Source organism: Jeotgalicoccus sp. FSL K6-3177 (assembly GCF_038050175.1).
Lineage (GTDB): Bacteria > Bacillota > Bacilli > Staphylococcales > Salinicoccaceae > Jeotgalicoccus > Jeotgalicoccus nanhaiensis.
In genome coordinates this window covers 508,014-531,531 of sequence record NZ_JBBOSK010000001.1, presented here as the reverse complement: position 1 = coordinate 531,531, position 23,518 = coordinate 508,014, and the positions used below count along the sequence as shown (strand labels likewise).

The 23,518-nt window shown below is 35.0% G+C and carries 23 protein-coding genes and 1 pseudogene; 5 read left to right on the top strand and 19 right to left on the bottom strand.

The genetic code is table 11. From position 1 onward, the window contains the following. Positions 1 to 20: 20 nt before the first annotated feature. Entirely contained in the window at positions 21 to 419 is a 399-nt protein-coding gene (merR, locus tag MHH58_RS02680; RefSeq protein WP_026867184.1) for an Hg(II)-responsive transcriptional regulator, read from the bottom strand. An 839-nt stretch (positions 420 to 1,258) separates the two neighbouring features. Here merR and MHH58_RS02675 point away from each other — a divergent pair. Next, a complete protein-coding gene (locus MHH58_RS02675) occupies positions 1,259 to 1,585 on the top strand; it encodes a four-helix bundle copper-binding protein (RefSeq protein ID WP_341344958.1) in 327 nt (108 codons plus the stop codon). 41 nt (positions 1,586 to 1,626) lie between these two features. On the opposite strand, the gene MHH58_RS02670 is transcribed toward MHH58_RS02675, so the two are convergent. From MHH58_RS02670 to MHH58_RS02660, 3 genes are all read right to left on the bottom strand, one after another. Then, the gene (locus MHH58_RS02670) at positions 1,627 to 1,923 is read right to left on the bottom strand and encodes a P-type ATPase (protein ID WP_341344957.1); all 297 of its coding nucleotides are present in this window, start codon (positions 1,921 to 1,923) and stop codon (positions 1,627 to 1,629) included. 41 nt (positions 1,924 to 1,964) lie between these two features. Beyond that, positions 1,965 to 2,423 carry a hypothetical protein gene (locus MHH58_RS02665; protein ID WP_341344956.1) on the bottom strand — a complete coding sequence of 153 codons (459 nt, stop codon included), beginning with the start codon at positions 2,421 to 2,423 and terminating at the stop codon, positions 1,965 to 1,967. 124 nt (positions 2,424 to 2,547) lie between these two features. Then, the gene (locus tag MHH58_RS02660; RefSeq protein WP_341344955.1) at positions 2,548 to 3,054 is read right to left on the bottom strand and encodes a CueP family metal-binding protein; all 507 of its coding nucleotides are present in this window, start codon (positions 3,052 to 3,054) and stop codon (positions 2,548 to 2,550) included. A gap of 225 nt (positions 3,055 to 3,279) precedes the next feature. On the opposite strand from MHH58_RS02660, the gene MHH58_RS02655 reads away from it, so the two are divergent. Continuing rightward, on the top strand, positions 3,280 to 3,462 hold the full coding sequence (locus MHH58_RS02655) for a hypothetical protein (protein WP_341344954.1): 183 nt from the start codon (positions 3,280 to 3,282) through the stop codon (positions 3,460 to 3,462). Positions 3,463 to 3,623: 161 nt separating this feature from the next. Here MHH58_RS02655 and nhaC read toward each other — a convergent pair whose 3' ends face one another. From nhaC to MHH58_RS02630, 5 genes and pseudogenes are all read right to left on the bottom strand, one after another. Beyond that, positions 3,624 to 5,051, bottom strand: coding sequence for a Na+/H+ antiporter NhaC (gene nhaC, locus MHH58_RS02650; RefSeq protein ID WP_341344953.1), 1,428 nt, complete (start codon positions 5,049 to 5,051; stop codon positions 3,624 to 3,626). Between the two features lie 30 nt (positions 5,052 to 5,081). Continuing rightward, a complete protein-coding gene (iadA, locus tag MHH58_RS02645; RefSeq protein WP_341344952.1) occupies positions 5,082 to 6,230 on the bottom strand; it encodes a beta-aspartyl-peptidase in 1,149 nt (382 codons plus the stop codon). Positions 6,231 to 6,626: 396 nt separating this feature from the next. Beyond that, positions 6,627 to 6,842 carry a cation transporter gene (locus tag MHH58_RS02640; RefSeq protein ID WP_341346084.1) on the bottom strand — a complete coding sequence of 72 codons (216 nt, stop codon included), beginning with the start codon at positions 6,840 to 6,842 and terminating at the stop codon, positions 6,627 to 6,629. Between the two features lie 68 nt (positions 6,843 to 6,910). Beyond that, complete coding sequence (locus MHH58_RS02635; RefSeq protein ID WP_445922971.1) at positions 6,911 to 7,147, bottom strand: glutaredoxin family protein; 237 nt, start codon at positions 7,145 to 7,147, stop codon at positions 6,911 to 6,913. An 18-nt stretch (positions 7,148 to 7,165) separates the two neighbouring features. Then, a pseudogene (locus MHH58_RS02630) lies at positions 7,166 to 7,378 on the bottom strand (hypothetical protein); the annotation flags it as partial. Between the two features lie 591 nt (positions 7,379 to 7,969). Between MHH58_RS02630 and MHH58_RS02625 the strand changes: the two are divergent. Further along, positions 7,970 to 9,082 (top strand): M24 family metallopeptidase, encoded by a 1,113-nt coding sequence (locus MHH58_RS02625; protein WP_341344951.1) that lies wholly within the window; start codon positions 7,970 to 7,972, stop codon positions 9,080 to 9,082. 817 nt (positions 9,083 to 9,899) lie between these two features. Further along, the gene (locus MHH58_RS12430) at positions 9,900 to 10,199 is read left to right on the top strand and encodes a hypothetical protein (protein ID WP_445922975.1); all 300 of its coding nucleotides are present in this window, start codon (positions 9,900 to 9,902) and stop codon (positions 10,197 to 10,199) included. 261 nt (positions 10,200 to 10,460) lie between these two features. On the opposite strand, the gene MHH58_RS02620 is transcribed toward MHH58_RS12430, so the two are convergent. The 8 genes from MHH58_RS02620 to MHH58_RS02585 all read right to left on the bottom strand — a co-directional run bounded on the left by MHH58_RS02620 (position 10,461) and on the right by MHH58_RS02585 (position 21,039). Continuing rightward, positions 10,461 to 11,924 (bottom strand): peptide MFS transporter, encoded by a 1,464-nt coding sequence (locus MHH58_RS02620; protein ID WP_341344950.1) that lies wholly within the window; start codon positions 11,922 to 11,924, stop codon positions 10,461 to 10,463. Positions 11,925 to 13,161: 1,237 nt separating this feature from the next. After that, the gene (locus MHH58_RS02615; protein ID WP_341344949.1) at positions 13,162 to 13,725 is read right to left on the bottom strand and encodes a recombinase family protein; all 564 of its coding nucleotides are present in this window, start codon (positions 13,723 to 13,725) and stop codon (positions 13,162 to 13,164) included. Positions 13,726 to 14,193: 468 nt separating this feature from the next. Further along, a complete protein-coding gene (locus MHH58_RS02610; RefSeq protein ID WP_341344948.1) occupies positions 14,194 to 15,621 on the bottom strand; it encodes an alpha-amylase family glycosyl hydrolase in 1,428 nt (475 codons plus the stop codon). A gap of 444 nt (positions 15,622 to 16,065) precedes the next feature. Continuing rightward, a complete protein-coding gene (locus MHH58_RS02605; RefSeq protein WP_341344947.1) occupies positions 16,066 to 16,506 on the bottom strand; it encodes a FixH family protein in 441 nt (146 codons plus the stop codon). A 289-nt stretch (positions 16,507 to 16,795) separates the two neighbouring features. After that, entirely contained in the window at positions 16,796 to 17,500 is a 705-nt protein-coding gene (locus MHH58_RS02600; protein ID WP_247352902.1) for a cytochrome c biogenesis CcdA family protein, read from the bottom strand. A gap of 145 nt (positions 17,501 to 17,645) precedes the next feature. Next, complete coding sequence (gene ccsB / locus MHH58_RS02595; protein WP_247352921.1) at positions 17,646 to 18,833, bottom strand: c-type cytochrome biogenesis protein CcsB; 1,188 nt, start codon at positions 18,831 to 18,833, stop codon at positions 17,646 to 17,648. Positions 18,834 to 18,847: 14 nt separating this feature from the next. Continuing rightward, a complete protein-coding gene (gene resB / locus MHH58_RS02590) occupies positions 18,848 to 20,494 on the bottom strand; it encodes a cytochrome c biogenesis protein ResB (RefSeq protein ID WP_341344946.1) in 1,647 nt (548 codons plus the stop codon). A gap of 11 nt (positions 20,495 to 20,505) precedes the next feature. Beyond that, positions 20,506 to 21,039, bottom strand: a complete 534-nt coding sequence (locus MHH58_RS02585) for a redoxin domain-containing protein (RefSeq protein ID WP_247352898.1) — start codon at positions 21,037 to 21,039, stop codon at positions 20,506 to 20,508. 202 nt (positions 21,040 to 21,241) lie between these two features. Between MHH58_RS02585 and MHH58_RS02580 the strand changes: the two genes are divergently transcribed. After that, entirely contained in the window at positions 21,242 to 21,505 is a 264-nt protein-coding gene (locus MHH58_RS02580) for a hypothetical protein (RefSeq protein ID WP_247352894.1), read from the top strand. 99 nt (positions 21,506 to 21,604) lie between these two features. Here the strand turns inward: MHH58_RS02580 and MHH58_RS02575 are convergent, their stop codons facing one another. Beyond that, on the bottom strand, positions 21,605 to 22,756 hold the full coding sequence (locus tag MHH58_RS02575) for a copper resistance D family protein (protein ID WP_341346083.1): 1,152 nt from the start codon (positions 22,754 to 22,756) through the stop codon (positions 21,605 to 21,607). Then, entirely contained in the window at positions 22,756 to 23,358 is a 603-nt protein-coding gene (locus MHH58_RS02570; protein WP_247352889.1) for a copper resistance CopC family protein, read from the bottom strand. The genes MHH58_RS02575 and MHH58_RS02570 overlap by 1 nt, the downstream gene beginning before the upstream one ends. Positions 23,359 to 23,518 lie beyond the last annotated feature (160 nt).

Below are 23,518 nucleotides of genomic sequence, written 5' to 3'. Positions count from 1 at the left end.
CACCTGCTAAAAAGTTGATTTTAACCCTCAAACATTTTCTCAATAATAGGGCAAGAATATAAATATTCTTCATTCGGACAACATTCTTTTAAATCATTCAACATATTCTCAACACGCATTAAATCTCTAATTTGTTGTTGTACTTCATCAACTTTTTGAGAAACGAACTCATACATATCCGAACACCGCACATCATCCTTATCTACAACACCAAGCAACTTGTGGATTTCACTTAAAGAAAAACCAAGCTCTTGCATCCGTTTAATAAACCATACACGCTTAACATCATCATCTGAATATATCCGATAACCAGCTTTCGTTCGGGAAGGTTCTTGTAATAAATTTTTTTGTTCGTAATATCTAATCGTCTCTTTATTTACCCCACATTTTTCTGCAAATGCAGTAATACGATAACTCACATAGTTCACCTCTAAATAATAATAAACCGCGTACCATAGTACGCGGTCAAGTATAATACATTTTTCTTCTTCAAGTGTCTTGCTTGTACTTTAAGGGAGCCTATCAACTCCACTTGGTTATTATTGTGATCTACTCAAACATTATAGTCAAATGACCATTTGATTGTATTTGTTATTCCTTTAAATAGTGACATAAATGAACCCGTCGGGAAAATAAGCTTTGTAAATCTGCATTTTCCTGATAGGATTACAGCTAACGAGGCCGGTTCCTTTCAATGAAGAGGGAAATTTTTTATAATAACTATTGACCCTGTACCATGATACAGGGTGCATAATATAAATGAGGAGGGAATGAAATGAAAGGTTTGACTAGAGTCTAAATAGACAAAAAAACTACGGTAGATCCTGATTGTGACTTTGTACTGATTTTAAGATTAAGCTTGCACAATATAATACAAATATATATCACATTTAATAATAAATATACTTGATACGAGAATGATTATAAGAGCTTCAAGTGAGTAATATCTTGTCTAAGTATTTTAACTGCTCTTAAAATCGTCCTATTAAAATAGATAAATCATATATATCGTGTAAAATTGAAGATTTTAAAAATATCTCGAATATGCCCAATATTCGAGATATTTCTATGTCATTAACTATCTAGTAAGTACAAATGAAAATACCATAAATTTTATTGTTAGATAAAGCTGAAAGAAGAACAATTAAATTAAAAAAGTGTGCAGTTTCTGTGGAGTTTATCAATATCGGTTTATATGAAAAATAAATGGGAATTTAATCTGTGTAAGGGATTTAAAATTCATAGGAGGAATTTATAAATGGCTCATGAACAACATCAACAACTGATTCAAACATTACACGAATGTCTTGAAGCATGTAACCATTGCTATGATGCCTGTTTGAAAGAAGAAGATGTAAAAATGATGACAGAATGTATCCGTCTCGACCGTGAATGTGCAGATATTTGTGCATTTTTAGAACAATCTCTAACAAGAAATTCACCATTTTCTTCTGATTTGGCAGCAGTATGTGCCAAGGTATGTGAAGCATGCGGAAATGAATGTAAAAAACATGAACATGACCATTGTCAAAAATGTGCAGAGGCATGTTTCAAGTGTGCAGAAGCTTGTAAAGAAATTGCTTAAACAAGAATCAATTATAAAAGAAGTGACACACTTTAAATTTATCAGTGTGCCACTTCTTTAATTTTATTTATATATAAGAAGATACGACAAATATTAAAAGAACCAGTCAGCATTGATTCATCGATTTGCGATTTCCCTTTAACAATCTTTCCATCCAACGGGATCTTTTCTCCCGGTTTCACCAGGAGCAGATCCCCTGCCTGGATATGATCAACCTGCACTTCTTCCGTCTCACCATTCTCAGTAATACGGTTTGCTGTATTCGGCATTAGGGATGCAAGTGACTCCAGGGCTTTGGATGCATTATTGATGGATCGCATTTCAATCCAATGGCCCATAAGCATAATCAGTACCAGGGTTGCCAGTTCCCAGAAAAAAGCTACTCTCCATTAAACCCGAATACGACAGCCATACTGTAGAAGAATGCAATGGAGATGGCCATGGCAATCAGTGTCATCATCCCAGGCTCTCTATTTTTCAATTCATCGAAAGCACCTTTAAGGAAAGGCCAGCCAACATAGAAATAAACGAATGTGGACAGGGCGACTAGAATATAGATATCCCCTGTAAAGCTCCAATCGACTCCCATGAAATCCTGGATCATCGGAGACAGGAGCAGGATGGGAATGGTGAATATTAGAACAACAAAAAACTTATTCCGGAAGTCCGTCACCATATATCCGTGATGGTCATGTGCACCGTCCCCATGGTTATCGTGATCATGTTCCTCATGAGACCCATTATGACTTTTGTGGTCATGATGGATATTCTCTTCCTGACTATGATGATTGCGATTTTCCTCCTGGTCAGAATGTGGCTCTTTTTTGTGATGATCCATTCTATCATTCCCTAGTGTTATATCTTACCCCTGCGGGGTATGATAGACAACTAAATGATTCCAAATATTGAATATAAAAAATCTCCAAACACCTTGAAAGTGTTCAGAGATTCAAACAGTAATACTACTTCAGTTGCAAGTCTGTCAAACAAGTACTATCCCCTTCAAAAGTGGAAAAAGTATACTCAGTATATTTATTTTGATAACTAATTTCTATGGTATATTGTTTATCTCTGGGTAACCAGAAATCCATAAAACCATTTTCAAGCGTTGTCACTGTTTCGTCAAAATGGGCCTTACCTTGTTCATCTGTAATCCTTACATCCATCTCTTCATCTACCATCTCACTCTGACATCCAGTCAGACTATGGAATTCACATGGATGCGTATATGTAAGATAAGGCGCTACCGATATAAAAAACTCATCTTCGGGAAGATTATAGATATCTTCCTCTACCCCGTCCTGAACAACAAGGGTTTCATCATTTATTGTTGCCGATTCTACGATATTACTGTCACTCAGCTGTGATACGAATTCTTTAATATTTGTTTCATTTGATGCTGAATCATTGCCACACCCGGCTAGAATCATTGTTAAACACAGTAAAGCTGGCATTAAATATCTTTTCATTTAGATACCTCCCATTGTTTAATTATATCAAACGTATTCAAGTACGTTTTTTGAAATTATAACAATTATATGTATGGAAAAATAAAAGTGCAGAGCTTTGCAACGTAAACATGCAGGGTCCTGCACTGATTTAATTGGTGCAGATAATAAAAAAAACTTGCCAGTCACCCCAAGTCCCTCTACCGTTATTGGTGTCGAATCAATAACACAGTGGAGGTTGGAAGGATGCTAGCAATGTCCGATATTAATTGTATCAAATACTTAAGAAACACTAAAAGACTATCCATATCAGAAATACAGAAAACGCTGGGCATCAACTGGCGTACAGCTAAGAAATATGCGGATGAGGATCAATTACCTGAACCAAAACGCAACAGAAAAACTGGAATGATGTATGAAAAAAAATGAGGAGAGATTATCGTATTGCGGGTGTTACTTGACCAGTTCCATATAATTCCTCCTGCTCGATAATATTTTCTATTATTGTTTTTCGTAAAAAAGCTGAGATACCCTAAGTAGGATCTCAGCTTTATATTACTTCCCTATAAACAAGAAAACATTACTAATATTTATGCTTTATTAACGCTCTCTTCTTTTAAATCTTTTGCAATACCTATTCCTGTATATCCTAATATAATTGCAAATATAAATCCAACGTAACAAAGTACCGCCCATGGAGCGTAACTCAGAGTTGGTATTCCCAATGTACCTGCCATGAATACACCAGCTGACGACCACGGAACTAGAGGTACAATTACAGTCCCGGAATCTTCAAGTGTACGTGATAAGTTTTTTGCTGCGAGACCTTTTAATTTATATGTGTCTTTGTACATCTCCCCGGGCACGATAATAGACAAATAAGAGTTACCAGTCACCAATGCCATCGTTAAACAAGATAAGACTGTTGTTAAAATTAAATCTCCTGTATTTTTAACAAACTTCAGTAGGTACTCAATAATCACTTCTAAAGCTCCCGATTTTGTCATTATACCGGCAAATGCAAAAGCAGAAAATGCTATAAGGATGACACTAGTCATTGATTGCATACCACCTTGATGGACTAAATCTAATACCTCTGGTATAACCATGGCAGCATCAAATCCACTTTTATTAACCATGCTTACATCAAAACCGGTAACCGCAGAAGCGAAGGCATCCTTTAAAGTAAACCCTTGTATAAAGATTCCTAAAATAGCAGCTATTATTGAAGAGAAAATAATAACCGGTAATGTTGGGTATTTTTTAATCGCTCCCAATAAAATAATTATCGGAGGAAATAATAAAAGTAAATTCCAATCAAACATAGTACTTAGTGTTGTCAACATTGTAGTCATCGTTTCAGGTGTTGCAACTTCATTATTCGAAACACTTAAACCCGCAATCAGATATATAATCATTGATACAATAGCTGCCGGTACAGTAGTCCACAACATATGTTTAATATGTTCATAGAGTTCACTTCCGGCAGCTATAGGCGCCAGGTTTGTAGTATCAGATAATGGAGATAATTTATCACCAAAATATGCACCGGCAACTATAGCACCAGCGGTGGCTGGGAGGTTAGCTTCCAGTCCGGTAGCAATACCCATTAATGCTACTCCGACAGTCCCAACGGATCCCCACGAAGTACCTGTAACGATTGAAATAATTGCTGATACTACAAAAGCAATAAGAACAATAAATGTTGGATTAATCAATTCTAAACCATAATATATTAACATTGGAATAGTACCGGATATCACCCAGGTCCCAATTAAAATACCTATTGATATTAAAATTAATATTGCCGGCATTGCTAGACTTACTTTCTCCTGAATCCCTTCCATCATGTCAGACCATGAAAACCCAAGACGAAGTGCAATAAAGCCAGCATAAACTGATGATAATATAAGTAACGGTTCAGGGTTTAACCCGAAGACCCCAAAACCAATTGCTAATAATAACAGCATTACTACAATTGGTGAAAATGCTTCAAATAAATTAGGTTTTCTTGTCATAATATTTAGTCTCCTTTGTTTTCCCCTGTGTTATTCAAACGTTCCTTTAACTATTATCTCTCCTTCTTCAATCATATGTGTACCTTTGGCAAATACATGACGGATATCAAAAGTATCTTTGGATAATAGTAATAAATCGGCATCTTTACCTGAAGCAATTGATCCTTTATTTTCCAGCTTTAGCGCAGTTGCAGTGTTAACTGTAACAAGTTTCAATACTTCTTCAAACGTCAATTTTTCATCCTTAATCGTCTCGATAACCTGTTCAAATAATGTCCGGGTACTCGCAACTCCAAGACCCATCAATTCACCTCTCGCATTAAATCGAGGTAAGCTACCATTACCATCTGAGGATAATGTAAGCTTGTTTAAATCACCTTTGTGTTCTTTGTAATATGCAACCCACTTATACGTTGAGTCATCTGCTGTAATATCTACAAAAGAACCGCGTGATGCCAATTTGATTGCATCATTAAAAAGTTCTTTACTTCTTGTTATGTGAGTCACATGCAGATTTGATGCCGGCAATTCATATTCATCTAACAACTGATGCAAAATAGATAAATAAGCTTTCCCAGGTCCTGTATGAAAATGAGTAATTCCTGCTTTTCCGCTCAGCATCCCCCCAACTCTTGTTTGTCCTACAATTTTTGCAAGTTCATGGACACTTGGCTGTCCTGATCGAGAATCGGATATCGCAATTTCTGCTGTTCCAATAACTTTATCTATTAAAATGGCATCATCTTTTACATTACCTGTTATGGTCGGTGTAGGAACATCGTAATTTCCTGTATAAATATATGTAGATACGCCTTCAATCTCCAGCCCTCGCGCTTTAGCTAGTAAAGACGTAAGATGTCGTGTCGTTCCATCTGTGCCAATCAGTCCTGCTACAGTAGTAATCCCTGATTTTAATAAGTCACTTAATTGTATTTCCGGTGTACGGGTTGCAAACCCGCCTTCACCACCACCTCCCAGTAAGTGAACATGAGGATCTATAAATCCTGGTGTAACTATTGTTCCTACAGCATCAATCACATTAAATTCCACACCAAATTGTTCCAAAACACCCTCATTAAACTCGCCAACTTTTGCTATTTTATTATTTAATAATAAAATAGACTGCTCTCCTAAATACTTCGGTGAATATACCTCAGCATTTTTGATTAATGTAATCATTAAAACATCCTCTCATAAATTATTAGAAAATTGCAAATATGCTTTTATATTACCGTAACATTTAGATATAGTCAATTACATAATAAAAACTCCCCTTAAGTTGGACCTAAATCTAACTTAAGAGGAACATATCATGTTGGGACGTCCCATGTAGCATAAGAACTTAAATGTTTGTTCAAAGATTCTAAAGCAGTTCTTCTACGAACTTTAAGCTGTTCTCTTACATTTTCAAGATGCTGATCATATAATTCACTGGATAACCACTCCGTTGCAAAGCTCTGCATTTTTATTTTCCATACACACTAATTACTATTAATAACCATCTTAACTTCAAAAAAATATTCTTTTTAATGCATGAAAAAGATCGTGCTGAAAATCAGCACGATCCTTTACTAGTTAACTGCAACACGAGCACCCGGATCCTTCTTCTTCAATAGGCTCCTCTTTAACCTCGTATCCTATATTTTTAATAGCACCTTTAATCTCTCCTAAATCAATCGTACTTTCATTAAAAACTACATTTACTTTGCCTTCAGAAAGTTGGACTTTGACTGATTCAAGGCTATTTAATTTACCACATTTCCTTCTAGGGGTAGGATAATTACCAACTATACTGAAAAAATTTATTGATTTTCTTCATTTAATTTTTTAACATACTCACTATTTCATTTTTATTATTCTCAAAACCAATAAAATATTTGACCAGCTTTTTTTGCCGAATAATCTTTTTTATAAAAATCAAACATTGCAACAATTCGATTGCCAGGTATCTCCTTTAAATCTTCCTCTAAGCTAAGATTTTTGCTTACATCTTGATCAGCATAGTGGATTCTATTAGAATTTAAATATTTTTTCGCATCCTCGCAGTCTGGACATGTGAGTCTAGTGTATAATTCGAGCTCAAATTTATCTTCCACTTTAATTTCTTCTTCCTATTAAACAGCAGACAGTTTAAATCGTTTCAAGCGTAAAGCATTTGATAATACTGAAACAGAGCTTAAGGCCATTGCAGCTCCAGCAACCATTGGGTTTAACAATAGTCCACCAAGGTGATAGAAAATACCCATGGCAAACGGAATACCCAATACGTTATATCCAAATGCCCAAAATAAGTTTTGTTTGATATTTCGGATAGTAGACTTACTTACAAACTAGTTATTTATAATTATCCTGTAAATTTAGTCTACGCTAAACTATCTGATTAATTAAATTCATTCAAAGACACCCCTGCATAAAACCAATTTGTAGAATAAGGAAGTATTAAGAAACTCCTCTTCTCAAAAACGTATGTTTTTGAGACGTTTATAAACTTATAGCTTTTACGCTTAAATACTAGGATTTATAGTCTCTAAAGATTGCTCAAAATCTAAGTGTCATATCCCTACATTTATGATATATAGTAACAACTTTAACTGTATATTATAAGCAGATCCTAAATAGACAACACTAGAGTGTCTCCTTCACCGATGAATTGCATATATTTTAAATACTATTTTGCACATACTACTTTAGAACCCAGCTTGTCTTCTTACGAAGACAAGCTGGGTTCTTTAATTATAATGCAAATTATCGTCTGAATTAGTGCAGAATAATTACGAAAGTGACAATTGCCTTTTTAGTGTATGATATACTCCCCTTAAAGTAGTTTAGTGTTTTAAGTACTTACTTTAGGGAAGCATATCAGATGAGGAAGTCCGTGGGTTTTTATTGTTAGAACAAAATTAATAGGAGGCATATAAATGACTATCGATTACGAAAATAGAAAAGATAAACTGTTCAACCAGCTGGGGGATGAAACAATCGACCTGGTATTGATCACCGATCCATCAAACATTTATTACATGACTGGTTTTTATGCACACCCACATGAACGATACATGTCCCTGATTATCGACAGAGAAAATAAAGAAACGTTCTTATTCCTGCCGGCGCTCGACAGAGAAATTGCTGCAGCCACAGCAAAAGTAGACAATATAATTCCGATTTCAGATGAGGAAGATCCATTTTCAATTATCAAGAACAATATTAAAAACGTTGTTGGAACTATAGGTATTGAAATGAACGTCGTCACTGTTTCTCATCAGAATGGGCTATTGGCCTCCTTCCCAAGTGTGGATTTCATCAATATTCAACCACACATTAATAAACTTCGAACGATTAAAAGCCGTGAAGAAATTAATGGATTAAAAGAAGCTGTTAATATTATTGAGAAGGTCTTGGATGAAGGGCTTAAAACGATAAAAGAAGGAATGACAGAAGCAGAGCTGGTTGCAGAATTTGAATACCTGATGAAAAAATTCGGTGCCGCAGGACCCTCGTTTTCGACCATGGTACTTGCCGGTGAAAAAGCAGCGCTGCCTCACGGTTCGCCGGGTGATAAAAAACTGCAGAACGGCGATTTCCTGCTTATTGATTTTGGCGTCATCACCAGGGACAGATATTGTTCTGATATTACGAGAACATTCATTATCGGAGAAGCTACTGATAAGCAAAAAGAAATTTACGATATAGTCAAAGCTTCTACCCAAGCAGGCGTGGATGCAGTAAAAGCAGGTGTTCCTTTAAAGGAATTTGATATCGCCGCAAGAAATGTCATTGAAAAAAGCGGCTATGGGGATTACTTCAATAACCGTGTCGGACATGGTCTCGGTATAGAAGTACATGAAGCCCCTTCTATCCATCATCTGAATGAAGATCCAGCTGAAAAGGGGATGCTGTTTACGATTGAGCCCGGAATTTATATACCGGGATATGGCGGAGTCAGGATTGAAGAAGAAGTCTATATCGATGAGAACGGAGAAGCCGAGGTACTGACAAATTATCCGAGAGATTTAAAAATTATAGAAATTTGACGTACTAAAATTAATACGCTCCTTTCAAGACTTACTTAAAAGTGAAATCTTGGAAGGAGCGTATATTCTTTAATTTTTATCCTTTAATTTTATGCTTACATAAGATACAGTTCCGGATACTATTAGAGATTGGACAGCCCTAATAACAAATATAATCACATACTCAGTTATATAACCCGTAAGATATCTAATAAATTTGAAAGTGTAGCATACCAATTCCATCCTTTAACATCTTCTCATTTTTGGTTTCTAATGAAAAAGAAATCTACAATAATTGCTGGATATATTACTGACATTACTAGTAAAAATTCAGTAAAGTAATTGAGTGCTCTTCCTACTGTTAGAATAACACCCAGAAGCGAACCAGTAAGAGTTAAAGTTTCTCTTACTCTATTTTAAACATATTCGAAGCCGTGAACCCAATTGAATAGATAGCTACTATTTGATTAATCCATAAAGCTATCCATAAGATGAAGAATCTCCAAGATGGAATTCCTAAGTCTTTCATAACAGCGACTATATTCGTTCTTCCCATACTTACAGACATTAATGCGCCCGTTGCAAAGAATAATAGACTTATAATAACAATGCTAAGGGAATTAATGCTTGGTCTTTTATTTTAGGTTTTGAATACCTGGTGTAATCAGATGCAATTCGCTATTGAGTGACATTTTCACCAATCACAAGGCTGATTGGACCAAAAAAGTTATAGAGGGTTTCGACTATATTTCCCAGTCACTGTTGGAAAATCAATTAAGAGCGGTTGAAGAGAATATGATTTATCTTTCCCAAAAACAAGATCATTATTTGACGACCTATCAGTGATGTCACTGGCGCTGTGATTCTCTTAAAAGTCGGTGGCTTTAACCGTTCTGAGCGTCCTAAGCAACTGGTCGCCCCTGTACACCAATCGAGTGATTTCACCAGCTCACGAATCCGAATATCGAAACCAAGCTCCCCGTATCTCAGACTGGGCATTTTCCAAGTCGCCTTTGTGCCGAGTAATAGAAATCCTACTTGTCGGAGCATTACAAAAAATTCAGAACAAGAGGCAAAACTCATGTCACAGCTGTCGGTGCATTCACTCGCAAGCTCACACATATCATCTTTGCGATAACGAGAGTTCAAAACCACATGTCCCATCTGCCATTGGATGAATAATATCAGCATGCTCACTTTTCCTTGATAAAAAATTAAAAGTGTCAGGCTTATTTGTCATGCTCAATTTTTTACTTCAATTTTTTTTCAATATCTACTCAATAAATCTTGCCGTTTTATAGCCGGTCTTATATTTAAGCCAGTATCATGAGAATTGCGTAAAGGTTGTGCAACTTTTGATAATTATAGCTCTTTTTAGAAAGCTTCTTCAGACTCTCCATCAATCGTTCATTTTACGCTGTATCATTGGTGCAATTAGTAGAATAATGACTCCGAAGATAAGAGATATGACGCCGATTGTTCCAAAATAGATGACTTCTGTTTCTGGTCTGAACAAACGAACAATTTGAGCATTAATCCCTTGTCCGGCTGCATTCGCTAGGAACCAGAGACTCATTGTTTGTGATGCAAATGCAGCTGGTGCAAGTTTTGTTGTTGCTGATAACCCAATTGGTGAGATGAATAACTCCCCTAAAGAGACGAGCAGGAAACTAAAGACGAGCCATAATGGACTTGCCAGCATTTCTGTTCCCCCAATTAAACCTGGAAGCATCATCACTAAGAATGAGAATCCAGCTAAGAATAATCCGATGGAGAACTTTCTCATAGTGGATGGTTGATTATTTCTTAATTTAAGCCACATCCATGCAAATATTGGAGCAAAGATAACAATAAATAGAGCACCTAATGATTGGAACCAAGATGATTGCAAATTAAACCCGGAAAATTGTAAATTCGTACGCTGGTCCGCAAATTGCGCTAAGATAATTGAACCTTGTTCCAAAATCCCGAAAAAGACAACAGCCGCTATAAACAAAGGAATATAAGCAATCAAATTAGATTTTTCTTTTTTATTTGTTTTTGGACTACGATACATGACCGTAAAGTAGATGATCGGGATGATAATTGCCAATGTACTTACCAGAATAGTAAATCCGCCAATTGTTAATGATCCTGTAGTAATCACAATGCCGCCAATGATCAAGATTGCAGTAATGCTGATACCCAGAATCCTATAGCTTCTTTTTTTCTCTTTTGGTGTTAAAGGATTCGGTGCAGTATCCCCGATGCTTCCCATAAATTTGCGCTTTGTGAGGACGTAAGTGACTAAGCCAATTAACATACCAACCGCAGCTACACTGAAGCCAAGGTGAAAATTATATTGCTGGCCAAGTGTGCCGACAATTAATGGAGCTGATAATGCTCCCAAGTTAATTCCTGTATAGAAAATATTAAATCCGGAATCTCTGAGATAATCCTCTTTTGAATATAAATCCCCTACCACAGCGGAGACAGTAGGCTTTAATAACCCTGTACCTGTAACAATCAATGCAAGGGAGACAAATAATGTTGTCAATCCATACACTGGAATTGCTAAGACAGTATGACCAAGCATGATCAGTGTCCCACCATAAAAGATTGTTTTACTTGGACCCAGAATCCTATCTGCAATCCAACCGCCTAAAATACCAGACATGTAAATAAGGGAGCCGTAAATTGCCATGATTGATGTGGCAGTTGCTATATCAAGACCAAGACCACCATCAGAAATCTCATAGTACATATAGAATAATAGAATTGCTCGCATCCCATAATAAGAAAATCTTTCCCAGAATTCAGTAAAGAATAAGGTGAAAAGCCCTCTTGGATGCCCGACAAATTTCTTGTTTGCAGTTTTATTCATTTTGAGTCCTCCTCGTATATTTAAAGATAGTTAGTTTTTAATAACGATAATTGTTATATAGTTCTTTATGTATAAGGATTATGAATCTGATAGAGGTCGCCGTATCCCTCCTGGAAGTCAGATCGTCGCTGCAAAGACTGACCTTTATAGAATAATTTACATGAGCTGAATGATACTCTATTATCGAATATAGAATGAAGTTGAATATCCATAAAGGTTAGAGGAGCGCTCCATCTGATTAATTTCTTTAGGCGGTGTTAATATGTTTTATCTAGATATCGATACTGGTAAACGCCTTCACAAAGTGGGTCTCGTTTAGGTTTCAGGTGACCCGGTTGGTAAAACTTTGGGGTTTACAAACATAAAATTAGGGAGTGAGCAACTTCTGAAATTTATTAAACGACACCAGTTAACACCATATGATGTCGCTGTTAGCATGGAAGCCACTGACCATTATTGGTTGTCGGTATTCTCATTTCTAAAGCATCACAGGATATAATTCTTAAGTTAACAATCTCCACTTGTCTTTAGGTTTCTATTAATAATCATGCTGACATCAAAACTTGTTCCATCCATGTCGACTTAAATCAACTTTTTATGTTTATATTGTTCACCGAGGTTTTAACCTCTCATTGTTCTACCTATAGGACCAGATAAGTGTGTTTGTAGTGGTTTATCTTTAGCATTTCCTAGCAGTCATTACTCCACAATTAGATTGAATTATATATAGATCTCTCTCCCCTATTACTTAACTACGTTTCAAATTGTCCTAAATATTCTTTGTTCCCCCTCCTGTTTTCTGTATACTTTATTTTTTATATACAGTTACTACGTACTAAGAAAATAATATGCCAATTAAGCAATTCCTTATTTAACTCCTATGTAAAAGTATTACGATTTTAATTTTGTAAGAATTTCAATAATATATTATATAATATATTACGTTTTATATATAATTTAAAAGGAACAGCCGAATGTGGTTGCTCCTTTTTTTACTATAAACTTAATCTAATTTTTCCATATTTATTATAACTACTCACTTAACCTTATATTATAGTAGTGAATCGTTGTCGGTGTAATTACCACTCTATTTAATTGTTGGTTAGATAGAGTGGAATAATAATTAGATGACTGTCAATAAAAAAGTAAAAACTCCCAATCTACTGGCTTAGATTGGGAGTTTTCTAATGTATATTCTTAATAATCCTGGTCGCAGTATAAACGAGTTTGTACTATATTATATAGAGTTTTTACTTTCATTAATGACTTTATAAATTGTGGATCTAGATACTCCGACCATCTTAGTAATTTCTTCACCTGAATAGTTTCTACTATTATATAGTGATTTTATCATCTCTTTCTTCTGATCAGATATTGCAGGCCGCCCTCCTATTCTACCTCTTGCTCGTGCTGAATCAAGCCCCTTCTTAGTACGTTCACTTAATAAATTGGCTTCTAATTCTGCAAAAGCACTCATCATAGTAAAAAACATTTTACCCATCGCATCTTTCGTACTGATATCCATATCTATAATTTGCAGATTAATGTTTTCATTATCTAGATAGAGAGATAACTCAATTAGCTGCTTGGTCGTTCTACCTAAGCGGTCTAGTTTTGTAATAACTAACGTATCACCATCTCTCATATAATCTAAACAATTATCCAACTCTGTACGTTTGTATTTCCTTCCGCTTACTTTCTCGGAAAATATGCGTTCACAACCATATGCTTTCAGTACATCAATCTGACTGTCTAAATTCTGTTCCTTTGTACTTACCCTTGCATATCCAATTTTCGCCATAAAAATGCCATCTCCCATTATTCATATATGTAACTTAACAGACAACCACTCATACTTTTTTATTTAAAAGGCTATAAATGATTTCAAAAATGTCTATAAACTCTAATTCTTTAATAATAAATAAACATAGATATTAATACAAGTATAAAAACAATTAAATCAATAAAAATAGCCCTTTTAACGTAAGTACTGTTTTGTGTGTAAAACGGTCGTTATTTAAACTTCTTTTAAATAATTAGTGCTTTCCTTTGACTGAAACCTTCCTGTTCTGCAATGTCTTTAAATTACATTCGTTAATTCTATTATATAAACTTTACATATTAAACAGAGTTGAAGAATAATGAATATGGTCTTTTTTAATATGCCGAAAATTCTTGTGGGTCGATGAGCTATCTTCTTCTTCCTGATAGACATTAGTGACCACAAAAAAGCAACAGATTATTAATCTGCTGCTCCGTTTTACATCTATTATTGTTCATTCATTCTTTTTGCTTTTTTTTTGCTGCGTCTCGCTGCGACCCATACAAACACTGCAAAGATACCAAAGACTAAGATGGCCGAGTATAAGTATCCATTGTTAAATCCGGTTTCGTCAATCACTGAGTACAGTTCTGTTTCCTCTCTGTCCAGCACGACGATATACGAGTTGTCATATGGACGAATCATATCCCCAATCAGCATACCGCTGTATACTTTTCCTTCTTCTTTAGCGGACTGGTCGAACGTCACACTTTGTGTTTCTGTTGTGTTGTTAACGTTCAATATATAATCAACATCGTCCGTATAGTATCTGACTATATATTGGCCGTCTTCGTTCAGCAATGTTTCAGTTTCTGTTTCCGGTTCCTGCATTATCGCATGGTTTCTGTATACCACTGCGATATTCTCAAGGTACTCGACGACTTCTTTGTCACTTCTGAAGTTCATTTGAGGATGGATTTCTGGATAACTGTTACCGTTAAACGCAACTTCAGTACCGTATGTCATCGCACTTGGCCCCCGATAAGCGTACAGGTAATTCGCAAGCTGCTGTATTCTCGTGCCCGGGAACATGTTCTGTTCTGCGGCATGGTACGTGACTCGTTCAGAGAACCAGTGGTCTGCCATAATCAACTGCTCATCTTTAGGGAATTCAGGGATTTCTTTATCCAATCCGCCATAAGTATCCGCAAGATTCGCTCTGAAATTTTCTGATGCTACCGTATCGAAGCCTTCTGCAGATAATTCTGAAGTTGATAAAATTCCGTAAGTCTTAATATCTTCAGGTAAAAATTCAGAAGCATCCAGACCGTTCTGATTTATAAACATGCTGATACCGTCAATATTGTACGTATCGATAAAATTTTGAACCATTGCACGATATGTTTTCTGGTTGTCCGGATTTTGTAGATTAATAATTTCTCTGTCGATATCCTCATAGTAATCCGACTGGATATCGTTAAATACCGGTTCTTCAAGGGCAGTATAGTCGTCAGTCGCTACTGCAGGCATATCCACAACGACTTTTAAATCCAGTTCATGTGCTTCATCAATAAGTGCTTGAAAGTCTTCGGGACTCCCGTAAGCTTCTGACAGTGCACCGTAATCCGTCACGTCATAACCAAGATAATCATCTTCTGCGCGTTCCATTACCGGTGACAGCATCACCGTGTTAAAGCCCATATCTTTAATATATTCAAGATACGGTGAAACACCGTTGAAATCTCCGCCGTAAGGATTATAAGGGTCTCTGTCTGCAGTCACTCCGACGTCGTTGCTGCTGTTATTATTTAAAAAACGGTCAACAGTAATCATATAAATTCTGTCATATGTATTTTCCTCAGCTGATACAGTATTACTGCTGATAAGCGATACTGCTAATATCATGCTGATAAATGCTAATATTCTCTTCATCATTTTACCCTGCCCTTTATTTCATATAATAATAAGTATACTAAACTTCAATTCAATAATTTCCTGTTTCACTAATTGTTCATAAATTTTATTTTAACAGCTCAATTGTTGAATAATTAATATTAGATTTCAAAAAAGCTCCCCCTAAAGCAAACTACTTTAGGGGGAGCTTTTCAGTTCTCTATTAAATCCTAATACGACAGCCATACTGTAAAAGAACGCAACGGATATGGCTACACCGAGCAAAGGTCATCATGCCAGGTGCTCTGTTTATCAATTCATCGTTAATTACACTTTAAAATTAATGATATTGCAACACGTTAATTATTTTATAGATACAACAGTATGACACTATTATCAAATTTATTTTTTAATTTATTAATACTCGCACTGAGATCGATTGCAACGTTTTTATTTATTTCTTATCTTAATGATATTCAAACTTTCTTATTCTTGACTCGTACCTGCACCTTCACCAACCGTTATAGATTTTTTTGGCATTGTATGCATATCTCGGGCTGTTGTGTGGGCATAAATTTCATAAACACCGTCGGATTCAAAAGACACTTCTGCAGTGTAAGAGCCATCCCCATTGTTAGTGGATTCAACCATTGTTGTATCATCATCGTTTCCTTCTAACCAATATTCAAATTTGACTTCATCCGCATCTTCTATTTTTTCATCTCTATCGGTAACAATAGCTTTTAATTCCACTACTTCATCAACTTCAGCCTTTTCTGGGAGTTGAAATTCAACTTCGAGCATTGTAAGTTCATCTGTTTCCTGATTGCTTTCGTTCTCAGTTCCATTGTCACAGGCAGCTAAAAGTCCTATCATTAAAATTAACACTAAAGGTAAAATTTTCTTCATTTCTATAATTCCTTTCATTAAAAACATTGTGATCTTTTGATTCAGTATATTTAAAGGTATAAACGCATAAAGCTTGTTAGCAAGATTTAGCACATTAATTATCCTTACCCTCTGCAAATTAGTCCTCTGAATAGTTTAATACTGTACCAACTGCAACACCGATCAGTAAAGTTCCAATAGCTACTACCCTTATAATTAACACACATTTTTTGATCATATTTTCACTTTCTCAGTAGTATTATTAAAATTATATTTTTGATCTCGTCTACATTGAGCTGTAGAATATCATATATTTTCTATCTCATAACTAGAAGCCCTGGAAATCTCCAAAGTACGGTTGAAGCCAGATGATAATCTGAGTCAATCCATCAAAGTAAAGAAGAATACCCATCAATATCATGATGACTCCACCAACTTTCATGATCGTATTCGAGTATTTCAGCATCCAGCGTGTACGAGATACGAAAAAGCTCAATATAAAGAATGGAATTGCAAAGCCTAGACAGTAGACTATCATTAAAATTAGAGCACTGTTGGGTGTCGTTGCACTCATTGCAAAAATCGCACCGATAATCGGACCATTACACGGTGTCCATCCAGCACCAAATGCTGTACCTATCAAAATTGATCCCACAAATCCTGAAGGTTTGTTTTTGAAATGTACTTTCCTGTCTTTCATAAGAAAATCAAAATTTAGCACGCCAGTAATGACAAGTCCGAAGAAAATAATAAGTATGGAACCCAGTTGTCTGATTAGAGTCGCATGTTCAACCAAAAACCCACCTAAAAATGCTGTACCAAAACCTAATGCTATATAAAACAAGCTGAAGCCCAAAAGAAAGAATAGCGTGTGTAATATCGATCTTACATTAAATTTTTTATTTTCGACTTCGTTATAACTCATTCCTGTTATGTAAGAAATGAAAGCAGGAAAGACAGGAAGCACACAGGGAGAGATAAAACTCAGTACCCCGGCTCCAAATGCCAGTAAAAATGTTATTTCACCGTTCATAAAAAATACCTCGATTCATATTAAATACATAAATTATATCTAAATAATTCATGACATATTTTTAGGAGATTTTATTTTCAATTCTCTTGATACACTGTGCACGTCTTGTTATGGAAATGTACAGATGTCCTAAAAAATTCTCAATTTACGCATATGAATGAAGTCCTGCAACAATTAAGTTAATCGCAATTAAGTTAAAAAGTATCAGTATGAAACCTATCACTGCCAGCCATGCAGATTTTTCTCCTTCATATCCTCTATTCAATCTTAAATGTAAGAAAACAGTATAGAACATAAATGTTATAAAAGCCCAAGTTTCTTTAGGATCCCAACCCCAGAATCTACTCCAAGCTAGTTGTGCCCAAATTCCTGCAAAAAGTATACCACCGAGAGCAAATAATGGGAAACCGATTATTACTGAACGATATCCAACTTCATCCATTAAATTTAAGTCTGCTTTATTTGCAAGAGGCTTAACAAATGCCATCAATCGTTTTCTAAGTATCAGACGAAGTAATCCGTAAACGATGAGTCCTAGAATGATTGACCAAATTACCGTATTTAATGACTGCGAATTGATTACTGGTGGTAAATTAATTCCTGAATGGAAATGATCGACCTGCTCATACTGATTATCTCCAAGATATTCCACCGGTATTGCATCTGCATAGTTAACTAGGCTTGGAAGATAATATTCCGCAATAGTAGTTTCCCCGCGCTGATTATTATACATAAATTCATCACTGTAACCGACTGCGCCTTTCATGACAAGTGTCGTTCCAATATAAACCAGTACAATTACAAGACCGAACATAATCATTTCAAGCATGCGTGCTCTCCATGATTTCTCCTTTTCTGGAATGGCTTTAAGTAAATAAATCAAACCTGCAACAGCACTCATAGATAAAATACCGTATGAGATTGTAACAGTGATTACGTGTATCGCCAGCCAGTTACTCTGCAATGACGGAATTAATGGATTGACATCCGTTGAAAATAAACTGCCGTATGCAATTAACAATAGTGAAACAGGTATCGCAAATAATCCCAAAACTTTCGTTTTATAATAATGATATGTGATTAAATAACCTAAAATTATCATTATTGAAAAAGTTGCAATGAATTCATACATATTGGATACAGGTGCATGTCCTGTCGCCAGCCATCTTAATATGAAATAGCCGATTTGCATAATAAAAGCTATTATAATCATTATAATGGCAATATTTTCTGATTTTTTCTTCCTAGACTTAACGCTTAGAGCAAGTGGTATAAGTGATACTAATAAAATAAAGAATGCTGTGGTAATTAAACCATTACTTATTGATAACATTATTGATTCCATAATTATTTCTCCTCACCAGTGTTTACGTCTTCATTCTTTTCTAAGTCATCTCTATCAAGGATGGAAGAATATCCATTTTCTTCTAAAATGGGGTCGATATCTTTTTTCAATCCAAAATAGTTTTTATTTGTATGCGCACTGATACTAAATCCATCTTCCGTATTAATCCATATACGCCTGTGGTTAATGTAAGACCCAATAAAGAGACCGATTAAAAAGATTACAAAACCAGTTGCTATAAACGGCATAGTTAAATCCTTTTTCAGTGTCAGAACGGTAGCCCAATGGTTTTCATTTTCAACGAACTTCACATTATACTCATTATCTTCAGTGATATTAGTGGAATTCATAATTTGAATTAAACTCAATTCATTGGATTCGCCATTAGAAACTTCAAAAACAAATGCAGGGTTAGTTGCAATCGGAGTTTGTGATATTAAAGTACCATTTTCATCAATTTCTAAAAAGTCCGGTGCATAGGCACGCATACTTATTTCTATACCATCACCGATATCATAAGTTTTTTTTGGATTTTCCAATTCTATTGTAAATGGTTTGCCAACAACTTCATCGTTACTGTTTTCTAGCTGAAAAGTCATGGATTTCATCTGAGAATTATCATAGCTTGCTTGATATATTTCGTACTGATCAAAACGATATGGATGATTTACCCGTACACTATAATCATCAATTTTCTGTAAATCAGGTGTAGCACCGATTACATCCATGTTTTGATTTTCGTAAAAAGTAAAATCTGTCTGATAATTACTGACTACTGTTTCATTAGTACTTTGAAGTGCATCAGCAAGTACCGACCCATCTTCTTCATCATAAATATCAACTATAAATTGGTTGTTTTTAATATAATATTGCCCTTCCTCTACAGGTAATTGTACAGTCTCGCCCTCAAGAATATGTATCAGTTCATCAACGTACATTCCCGGGAAGAATCTTAACATACTGCCGAATAACAAAATAATCAGTCCAGTATGGTTTATGTATGGTCCCCATCTTGAAAGTTTTCCTTTTTCCAACAGGTAATGATTTTGATCTTTTTTTACTTTATAACCTTTACTTTTTAAACCGTCTATAACATTTTTACTATTTTCTGTGTTTTCTTGATGTAAATTTAAACGCTGCCTTCTATAAAATGAAGAATGCTTTTTTGCACGTTGATTTTTTAAAGATTTAAACAATGGTATCCCTCTATCAATACTTGCTGCAATGAGAGATAAAGCAAGCATACCCATTAGTAAAATAAACCACCATGAAGAATATAAATTATGGAAACCAAGTTCAATGAATATTCTTCCTATAGTACCGTAATTTTCTGTATAGTACTGCTGCGGATCGGCACCTACTGGAATAAAGTATTCCTGTGGGAGTATAGTTCCTATAGATGATGCGATTGTGATTATTAATATAATCGATACTCCAACTTTTATTGAAGTAAAGAAAATCCAAATTTTATCAAAAATACTCTTGGAACGAGTTTTTGAACGGATTGCACTACCGTCATAACGCATAAGATCTTTTATTTTCTTTTTATCATAATCTTTATTAATCATTTTTCCACATGATTGACATAACTGAGTTCCTGAGGGATTAACATGATGACATGACTCACATTTTATCTTATTTAATTCCATTAAACTTCATCCTATTCCGAGATTGATTGTTCTATAAAGTTATTAATATCATCTGCAGATAGCTGATATTCTTGTTTTCCAACGACTATGCCGTTTTTGTTGATTGCAATAGTCGTCGGTAACGGACCAACTTGATAAGCTTTAGTTACATGTCTGTTACGATCTAATGCAATTGGAAAACTCATGTCTTCGTCCAAACTAGAGAAAAACTGATTGATTTGCTGTTCATCTTCAGATACATTTACTGCAATAATTTCATAATCATCATGGCCTTCGTTATAGATTTGATTCATTTCTGGCATTTCTTCACGGCAAGGTGCACACCATGTCCCCCAAAAGTTGAGAATTACACCTTTATCTGCATTAACTTCTGATAATTGTATTGTCTCACCGTTCAGTGTTTCAAGTTGAAAATCAATTGCATCATCCCCCACTTGAATTACTTTTGTTTCAGAAGTTAAGTTAAACCAAAGTGTGACAGCTAGTAATATGACAACACTTGATATAATACTTATTCTGAGTATTTTTCTTGTTTGTTTTTTCATATAGCTCATCCTCCGTAATGCATTTCCTTGGTCGAGTATATCATCCAAATAGAAGGACATATTGCCAACATTATGTCAATTAGTGCAATTATCATTTTTCATATAAATTTTATGAGTAAGTTTCGAGAGATGAGTAATAGAAGTTCTTCTTGTAAATCATTGAATGATACAATCAAGGTAAAATAAATTAGGAGGTATTTTTATGAAAGAAAGAAAAAAATCCAAAATTACTGTAATTGTTCTTCTCATTATGATAGTAATCTGTGCAGCTATCCTCATTTTTTTTATTATTCTAGCCTCAAATAATCTTGAAGAAAATCAGAGGAACACTACGGAATCACAACCTTTGATTGAAGAACAGATAAGTTCAAATGATATTCTCCTTTCAGTAACTACAGCTGAATTTAGTGATTTTATATGTCTAACGTGGAAAAATGGAGAGATATTAGCATATAAAATTACTTAATAATTATACTTGCACTGATACAGAAAAATGAGACAAAGAGGAGTGTGTCCCTTAAGGAAAATACTCCTCTTATATTGTAATAAAAGAGGAGTATTATACCTATTGAACTCCTAACATGATTGCCATATACACAGAAATAGACATCAATAAAGAGAATGATGTAGTAAAGAATACAGATTCTTTATATGTTGCGGTATAGACAGTTAATATTAAAAACAAGAAACCCATACCGAACAGTAAATAGTTTTCAACTCCAAGTGATAGAGTCATATTAAATCCACTATTCTGTACTGCATTTTGCATCTCATTTACAATATCTCCGTTATATAAAGCACTGAACAGTGGTGAAGCTCCCTCTGCCCTTACTAGATTATAAACTTGGTGTGGCGGCCAAGACTGGCCCATAAAAGCTGTCAATCCAAATACAATTAAAGCATAAAAACTTTCCATTCTCGCCCATATCAGAGGATTAAATGACTTTTCATGATATCTTTTTCTGAACATGATGCCATTAATCAAAGCAAATAACACAAGTGAAATAATAAATATGTGTTTCAGTAACAGAGTTTGTCCATAATTGGTAATCAGGCTGTTCTGGTATTCTTGAGTAATGGAGGCAGAAGGATCATCATAAGAGTCAATATCAATTTCCATAGTAAAATATCCTGTGACGATTGCTATGAACAGGCATGCAACAGCAACTGGTGTAAACCATTTTAGGAACTGTTTCCAGTTTCTTTTATCTTTTGAAAACCAACTAACTATGAAGAGTATACCTATCCATATTGTTACTGAAAGGAAATGCAGGGTCTGGAAGAGGAAGCCACTCCATTCAGTAATAGTCGATGCATGTGCAGACCTCGTATAGCCGAGCAGCATCAAAAAAACTAAAAATAACGCCCATATTTTCAAATGCATTTTTGTAGATAAATCTTTTGATTTCAATACAAATAGCAAAATAACAGTGATGATACTAATGAACACCCAAGCTTTGCCGATTTCAAAAGTCAATATAATATTTGTAAGAATCAACCAGAGATCCATATCATAAGCTAATATAATTGCAGTTTGTAAAACGGGGGCAAAAGCAGCTATAGGTATCAAAATTGATGATAAATATATTAGTTTTTTTGGTATGTATATAGCAGTTTTCTTATTTTCAGGAATCATAGATAGAATTAAAAAACCGATGAGAATTGAGAAACAAATGTAAAGCACGAATTCTGTTATGGAAGTCAAAATCATTCCCATCACTTCCTATTCTTTTTTTTTCTAATCCACATCCCACCAGCTAGTATTAAACCGATAGAAGCAAGAATTATAACTATTATCATGCCTAATGAAGACGTCTCATTCCCACTGGTATCTTGCTGATTTGCTGTAATGTTCGCATCGGGATTCTGCTTGTTGCTTTCAACTTCACTTACCTCATTATCGTTCTCTTTCACTTGATTACTAGAACTCAAAATAGAAAAGGAGTATTGTCCATCAATCGGGTGACCGTCTGCCCCTATTATATTCCAATTCACATCGTATACACCCGGTCTAAGTGATTCATCAAATGAAGCACTCATAACATTATTGTTTAAATCAACAGATGATGGTTGAATCTCTTGGCCATCTTCACTTCTGAGAGAAAGTGTACTTCCATTTTCAATCTTTGTACTGTAAGAAAGCTCCATAATTTTTATACCTTGTTCAAGTTGATCACCGTCTGCTGGGTCAGATTTCTCCAGAACAGAATGGCCATAAGCCGACCCAGGTAAAACAATGAAGAACATGGCGGTCATCACCAAAATAAAGCACGATTTTTTTAACATACACATCACCTTTTCCATTTGACTTTTTTTCATTTACGGAGTCATCGTACCAACAAATCAAGACTAAGAACATATCTTATATTCAATTGTACCTAAATCTCCATAGTTTTTTAGAATGAGAAAGATATTAAAATCAATACTTGAATGAGAAAGTGATAAAGTGTATATTATATTCAAATACATATTTTAATGA

Coding starts and splice junctions, on each gene's coding strand:
- MHH58_RS02675 (WP_341344958.1), top strand. CDS start 1,259: ATGGCTCATGAACAACATCAACAACTGATTCAAACATTACACGAATGT.
- MHH58_RS02670 (WP_341344957.1), bottom strand. CDS start 1,923: ATGGGCCATTGGATTGAAATGCGATCCATCAATAATGCATCCAAAGCC.
- MHH58_RS02665 (WP_341344956.1), bottom strand. CDS start 2,423: ATGGATCATCACAAAAAAGAGCCACATTCTGACCAGGAGGAAAATCGC.
- MHH58_RS02660 (WP_341344955.1), bottom strand. CDS start 3,054: ATGAAAAGATATTTAATGCCAGCTTTACTGTGTTTAACAATGATTCTA.
- MHH58_RS02655 (WP_341344954.1), top strand. CDS start 3,280: ATGCTAGCAATGTCCGATATTAATTGTATCAAATACTTAAGAAACACT.
- nhaC (WP_341344953.1), bottom strand. CDS start 5,051: ATGACAAGAAAACCTAATTTATTTGAAGCATTTTCACCAATTGTAGTA.
- iadA (WP_341344952.1), bottom strand. CDS start 6,230: ATGATTACATTAATCAAAAATGCTGAGGTATATTCACCGAAGTATTTA.
- MHH58_RS02625 (WP_341344951.1), top strand. CDS start 7,970: ATGACTATCGATTACGAAAATAGAAAAGATAAACTGTTCAACCAGCTG.
- MHH58_RS02620 (WP_341344950.1), bottom strand. CDS start 11,924: ATGAATAAAACTGCAAACAAGAAATTTGTCGGGCATCCAAGAGGGCTT.
- MHH58_RS02615 (WP_341344949.1), bottom strand. CDS start 13,725: ATGGCGAAAATTGGATATGCAAGGGTAAGTACAAAGGAACAGAATTTA.
- MHH58_RS02610 (WP_341344948.1), bottom strand. CDS start 15,621: ATGATGAAGAGAATATTAGCATTTATCAGCATGATATTAGCAGTATCG.
- MHH58_RS02605 (WP_341344947.1), bottom strand. CDS start 16,506: ATGAAAGGAATTATAGAAATGAAGAAAATTTTACCTTTAGTGTTAATT.
- MHH58_RS02600 (WP_247352902.1), bottom strand. CDS start 17,500: ATGAACGGTGAAATAACATTTTTACTGGCATTTGGAGCCGGGGTACTG.
- ccsB (WP_247352921.1), bottom strand. CDS start 18,833: ATGTTATCAATAAGTAATGGTTTAATTACCACAGCATTCTTTATTTTA.
- resB (WP_341344946.1), bottom strand. CDS start 20,494: ATGGAATTAAATAAGATAAAATGTGAGTCATGTCATCATGTTAATCCC.
- MHH58_RS02585 (WP_247352898.1), bottom strand. CDS start 21,039: ATGAAAAAACAAACAAGAAAAATACTCAGAATAAGTATTATATCAAGT.
- MHH58_RS02580 (WP_247352894.1), top strand. CDS start 21,242: ATGAAAGAAAGAAAAAAATCCAAAATTACTGTAATTGTTCTTCTCATT.
- MHH58_RS02575 (WP_341346083.1), bottom strand. CDS start 22,756: ATGGGAATGATTTTGACTTCCATAACAGAATTCGTGCTTTACATTTGT.
- MHH58_RS02570 (WP_247352889.1), bottom strand. CDS start 23,358: ATGAAAAAAAGTCAAATGGAAAAGGTGATGTGTATGTTAAAAAAATCG.